This window comes from Bowmanella yangjiangensis, from assembly GCF_017255015.1.
GTDB lineage: Bacteria > Pseudomonadota > Gammaproteobacteria > Enterobacterales > Alteromonadaceae > Bowmanella > Bowmanella yangjiangensis.
On record NZ_JAFKCS010000446.1, the window covers coordinates 1 to 635 of the forward strand.

At 68.5% G+C, this 635-nt stretch carries 2 protein-coding genes; both read right to left on the bottom strand.

Features of this window, described 5'->3' with window-relative positions:
• Window positions 1-318 (bottom strand): HvfC/BufC N-terminal domain-containing protein (locus J0A65_RS25060; RefSeq protein WP_206596940.1); only part of this gene is annotated, 318 nt, incomplete at its 3' end.
• On the bottom strand, window positions 309-635 hold a 327-nt coding region (locus tag J0A65_RS25065), incomplete at its 5' end, for a multinuclear nonheme iron-dependent oxidase (RefSeq protein WP_206596941.1). The genes J0A65_RS25065 and J0A65_RS25060, both read right to left, overlap by 10 nt.

Here is a 635-nt window from a genome sequence, read left to right on the forward strand (position 1 = left end):
GACCAGGTGCTGCTCGATGAAGCCGGCCAGGTTGGCGCCCAGCCAGCGCAGGCTGAAGTGCGCCGAGGGATGGGCATCGAGGTAGTCGCGGCCGAGGCGCTCGAAGTCGTCGTCGCCGAGCCAGGCGTGAATCGCCGCGTAGTCACCCTGCAGGGCTTCGAGCAGGCGTGCGCGATAGGCGTTGTGATAGATCGCCAGGCCCTGTTCGGCGCTCAGCGCGGCGCTGCCGAGCAGGCTGGCGGCGAGGGCGGCATCGGGCGTCGACTGGTTGCCGAGCAGGTAGCGCTCGACCTCGCGCTGCCATTCGTTCAGGCGCATGCCGCCTCCTCGCCGAGCACCTCGCGGGCGATGCGCCGCGCCTGCTGCAGTTCGCTCAGCAACTCGTCGAGAGGCGGCAGGTGATCGTCCCGCTCGAGCAGGGTGGAAACCGGGCCCAGGTGCGCCAGGGTGCGCCGGTACAGCTGCCAGACCGGGTCGCACACCGGGTGGTCGTGGGTATCGATCAGGTAGTCGCCGTAGTCGTGGTGACCGGCCAGGTGGAACTGGCGGATGCGCTCGGTCGGCAGTGCGCTGATGAAGTCCCACGGCTCGAAACCATGGTTGCGCGCGCTGACGTAGACGTTGTTGATATCCAG